Source organism: Thioalkalivibrio sp., assembly GCF_007692535.1.
Classification (GTDB): Bacteria; Pseudomonadota; Gammaproteobacteria; order Ectothiorhodospirales; family Ectothiorhodospiraceae; genus Thioalkalivibrio.
This window is the reverse complement of record NZ_REBW01000132.1, coordinates 1-3381: the sequence shown is the minus strand read 5'-3', so window position 1 is coordinate 3381 and position 3381 is coordinate 1. Positions and strand designations below refer to the sequence as shown.

Here is a 3381-nt window from a genome sequence, read left to right as displayed (position 1 = left end):
GCGTTTCTCCTGATTGAAAGAGCCGGGAGAACACGCCAACCCCTGCGGGGTGACGTGCCCCGGCAGGGTTTTGGAAGAATGGATCGACCCCGAAGGGGGCTGCCTCTCTGCCCGATCCGCAGAGGCTTGGGTGTCACTGAGTCCGCAGTGACCACGGTCAAAAACCGCCTTTCCGAAGGCGCCGCCGCGCAGGGCCTTGGGAAAGGCCGCCCCCCGAAGGGGGCGGATAGGGGTTGCAACAGGGCTCAGGCCGCCAGCGCCTCGCCCTTGAGTTCCGCGAAGCGTTCCGCGAGCTTCCACAGCGCCCGGTTCAGCCGCACGTCCTCGGTCACCGACTTCACCGGCCGTGTGCGGACCAGGCGACCGCTTCGGGATTGGCCGCGCAGGCCGCCCTTCAGCAGGTTCTCCTGTGCCCGGTTGAACGTGCCCCAGAGCGTCCTGTCCTGGGCGTCCTCGTGGCGGCGCGGATGGACGACGTCAGCCGGCCGCACCGGGCTCGACATCTTCCAGTCCTCGCCATAACGCAGTTCCAGGGCCGACTCGGCAAACAGCTCCGACTCGCCGCGGGACATGGGCGTGCTTTGAAAGGCGTCGACCCGCGCCGCGATGTTGGGCACCGCCTCGACCAGTTCAATCGAGCCGACCAGGATCTCGTCCACCACGTTCTTGCCGTGACGGACCCGGATGCCACCGGTGGCTCCCACCGGCGTCACCATCCCGTTGGAACAGATCAGGCGAAACAGCCCGAGGTCGAGCTGGTAGGCCGAGCTGCGGTCGTGGCTGTTGGTCAGCACCAGTTCCGCGATGCTGTCGCCGACCTGCACCTGCCGGGCCGGATCCTGGCGGAAGCGGATCAGGTGCCGGGCCACACCTCTGCGGGTGTAGTCGCGCACGCGGGTCTGCTGCGCCCGGACCGGAAACCAGCCCTCGTCGCGCAGCCCGTCAATCACCGCACTGGTCGGCACGAAGCCGTACCGGTCGGACACCGCGGCATGCGGTTGCGTGGCAAAGGCTGCGGGCACCAGGCGGCGCAGCGTGTCAGTGGACAAACCGTGGTTCATGGACATGGCGTTTCTCCTGATTGAAAGAGCCGGGAGAACACGCCAACCCCTGCGGGGTGACGTGCCCCGGCAGGGTTTTGGAAGAATGGATCGACCCCGAAGGGGGCTGCCTCTCTGCCCGATCCGCAGAGGCTTGGGTGTCACTGAACCCGCAGTGACACGGTCAAAAACCGCTCTTTCCGGAAACCCGTACAGTGCGGGCCTTGGGAAAGGGCGCCGGGATCGAAATCCCGGCCACCCTCGAGGTCGAGTCAGGCGACGGCGGGCAAACGCCACACCTTGCGCGTGCCATCGAAACGATAGCCGCTCGCCTTGAGCTGCTCCTTCTTGCTCAGGAAGTCCGGATCGTCCTTGGACAACTCCACTTCCTCCGGCAGATAGGCGCTGAGGTCGTCCTCCGCGTCCGTGACCGGCAGCGGAGATCCCTCATCCTCGGCGACCTGCGCCACAGCGCCGGTCGAGGCCGTTTCCGGCTCCGGGATCGTGGTGCCCTCTTCCGACGCCTCCGCGGTGTAGACCCATTCCCCGTTGACCTTGATCCAGTGGATCTTGAGCAAACGGGCCTTGAGCGAAACGCCGGTCTGCCCGGCCTTTTCGCCGGTCTGGTAGGTGAAGACGTCGGGATAGAGATCCCCGAGCCGGAAACCCACCAGAACCTTCGCGTCCCGGTCGTTGATCCGGGGCATGAACCGCCGAACCAGCATCTGTGCCTCACCACCGGTCACGCGGCAATCGAAGCGGGTGTATTCCACCTGGTCCGCGGCCCCGTGCAGGGCATTGATTTCCAGAGCCAGAAACGGCTCGCCCCGGCGAACCGGAACCTCCCGGGCACGACCCAGGTAACCGATGCCAGTGACATGCAGATCGAAGTATTTTTTGTCGGTCATGGTATTGCTCCTGTGTTGAACGAAAGACAGGGGAACACCATGGCCCGGTCGGGGATGGCGATCCCCGAGAGGGTGGAATGTATGGATCGAAGCCGAAAGGCCGTCCCTTCACGCGATCCGGAGGGACTTGCGGGCGCCGCTTTGACCCAAGCGACCAGGGACTACTGCCTATCCTATAGATGATCCCTGTCCTGCCCGTCAAGGATGGGCGTGCTTGCGTCACGCCGGGTCATCGTCATCACCGGGCACCACCCACACCCACTGAAAATCGTCTGAGAACGCACAGGGTGCTCGCAGCATCGCCTCCACTTCATCCGCGGGACACATCGCCCCGTCAGGCCACAGCGCCCACCGTTCCGCGACGTCCGGATCCGGATCGCTCACCGCAAGGCCTCCGCCAGCTCCGATCGGAGATGACGCGCAAAAGCCTCGGAACCGCCAGGGGCCGTATCCGCATAGAACTGGACATGCAGCCGAGCACCCTGTCCCTCCCGGTCGATGTCGATCTGCAGGGGGTCCTGATACCCGTCCACATTGCGCACGCGATACTGGCGCAGGCTGTACTGCACGCTGGGCGTCGCACGATGGTGGTACCCGCGATCCAGAGCGACCCACTGCTGTTGCCGCTCATCCCGCCCTGCACGCTCCACCAGCGTCTGGAACCCGAAATGACGCCGGATGCGCGCATACGCGGTGTCGACATCCCACTGCGTGGTCATCTCGAAGGTCTGCATCGGATCCGGGGCTTCGCGGGTATGCTTGAGCGTCTGCTGCCCCGGATGCGGAGTCGCCGCCACCCGCTCTTCGGGCGGGATCTCCTGGATGCCCCCGGTCCCGATCCGGTACTGCGTACCGGACGCGCCGGTCAGAACGCAGCCGGTCGATCCCATCACGACCATCGCAGTTACCGTGCCGGCCGCCAGCAGTTTCAACCTACTCATGCCTCTCCTACCGATCCGCGATTTCAAAGGGTGGGAGGACGACGGCATCCCTGGCGCGGTCTCAGCGCAATGCGCTCCGTCCGATACCGCCTTCCTCCCATTGACTTACCCAGCCCGTGTCCGCTGGCGCAGGCTCCGTGCCTTCCCGGGCTTACCCCGCTGATCCGGAAGCGTCGCACGACACTCGGGATAGCCCGTACAGCCCCAGAAATGACCGTCACGCCCCTTGCGCCGCTTCAGCGGCTTGCCACAGGCCGGGCACGGGTGCTGGGGCGTGCCCACAGGGCGCAGGGCCAGGCCTGCGCCGCCCTGCGCCCGGGCCACCAGTACGCCAACCCAGTCCGCCTGCTGCTTCAGGAACTCGGCCGAGTCGCGACGCCCCTCGGCGATCTCCTCCAGCGCCTGCTCCCACAGGGCGGTCGTGCCGGGGTCGGTGACCGGGGCCGGCAACGCATCGATCAAGGCACAACCGGTGTCGGTCGCGACCAGGTG

At 66.0% G+C, this 3381-nt stretch carries 5 protein-coding genes; all 5 read right to left on the bottom strand.

Annotation, left to right across the window (positions count from 1 at the left end):
• Positions 1-245: 245 nt before the first annotated feature.
• Positions 246-1067, bottom strand: a complete 822-nt coding sequence (locus EA346_RS06930) for a DUF932 domain-containing protein (RefSeq protein WP_296756978.1) — start codon at positions 1065-1067, stop codon at positions 246-248.
• A 245-nt stretch (positions 1068-1312) separates the two neighbouring features.
• Positions 1313-1948, bottom strand: coding sequence for an STY4534 family ICE replication protein (locus EA346_RS06925; RefSeq protein ID WP_296756976.1), 636 nt, complete (start codon positions 1946-1948; stop codon positions 1313-1315).
• Positions 1949-2167: 219 nt separating this feature from the next.
• A complete protein-coding gene (locus EA346_RS06920) occupies positions 2168-2332 on the bottom strand; it encodes a hypothetical protein (RefSeq protein ID WP_296756974.1) in 165 nt (54 codons plus the stop codon).
• Entirely contained in the window at positions 2329-2889 is a 561-nt protein-coding gene (locus EA346_RS06915) for a hypothetical protein (protein WP_296756972.1), read from the bottom strand. The genes EA346_RS06920 and EA346_RS06915 overlap by 4 nt, the downstream gene beginning before the upstream one ends.
• Positions 2890-2994: 105 nt before the next feature.
• Positions 2995-3381, bottom strand: a 387-nt coding sequence (locus EA346_RS06910; protein ID WP_296756970.1) for a topoisomerase DNA-binding C4 zinc finger domain-containing protein, incomplete at its 5' end; no start/stop codon positions are given.